Consider the following 1053-nt stretch of genomic DNA (forward strand, 5'->3'; position numbering starts at 1 on the left):
GGTCTGCCCCGCCCGACTCATGCCTTCCCCCCGCCGTCACCGTCCCGAGGACCGCCCTGCTCCGGCACCCGCGCGCTGCCGAGCGCTTCGGCCGCCGCCTGCTGGTAGCGCAGCACGGCCTGCTCGGCCACCCGCAGGTCGCAGGGCGCGCTCCACAGCATGCGCCGCGCCGCGTCGTACCGCTCGACCAGCAGCGGGTCCTCCGCCAGGCCGTGCCGGGCCACCTTCGCCTTGTACGCGTCCAGCCGCCCGCGCAGCTCGGCGCGGACCGCCAGCGGAGCGGTGACCGCCGTCAACGACTCGCGGGCGCGCAGCAGTTCGTCCTCCGCCTTCTGCTCCAGGGAGTCCAGCAGCGGCGACAGGCGGTGCCACTGGGCCTGTCTGCGGTACTCGGCGGCCGTCGCCAGCTGCTCCTGCAGCACGGTCGGCGGGCCGCTGACCACCGGAACCTCCGTCGCCGCGATCTTCGCCAGCACCTCGCCCCGCGCGGCGCGCGCCTCGGCGAGGGTGCGGTCCGCGCGCGAGAGCAGGTCCCGCAGCCTGATCAGCCGCTGCTCGGCGTCCTGCCGCACCCCGAGCACGGCGTCGATCTCCCGGCGCACCTCCTCCAGCGCCCGCGCCTCACGGTCGTACACCGTGGTGTCCGGCCGGCCGCCGCCCGGCGCCGAACTGCCCTGCGCGGGAACCCAGAAGGCCAGCGGGTCGGAGACCACCTCCTCGCGCAGCCTGGTCAGCGTGCGCGTGATGCGCTCCAGGTCGTCGCCCGCCGGGTGCTCGCCGGGGCGGACGCCGACCGAGTGCGCGAGCCGGCGGGTGCGCTGCAGCTCGGCGGCCAGCAGATCGATCCGCGCGGGCAGCGCCGACCACACCGCGTCGGCGGCGACCACCATGTCCAGGCCGGCCGCGTACAGCTCGTTCATCCGCTCCACCAGCGCGGCCAGGGAGAAGCTCTGGCTGAGCCTGCCCGGGCCGGCCAGGGTCGGCGCGTTCGCGGTGGCCGTCGCCGAGCCGGCGACCGTGACCGCCTCGCCGCGCAGCAGCTCCGTCAGCTCC

The 1053-nt window shown here is 76.5% G+C and carries 1 protein-coding gene; it reads right to left on the reverse strand.

Going from position 1 to position 1053, the window contains the following annotated elements; all coding sequences use genetic code 11:
- Positions 1-17: 17 nt before the first annotated feature.
- Positions 18-1053: hypothetical protein (locus C1I97_RS37745; protein ID WP_111007349.1), on the reverse strand; the 1036-nt coding region annotated here is incomplete at its 5' end.

This window comes from Streptomyces sp. NTH33 (genome assembly GCF_003236365.1).
GTDB lineage: Bacteria > Actinomycetota > Actinomycetes > Streptomycetales > Streptomycetaceae > Streptomyces.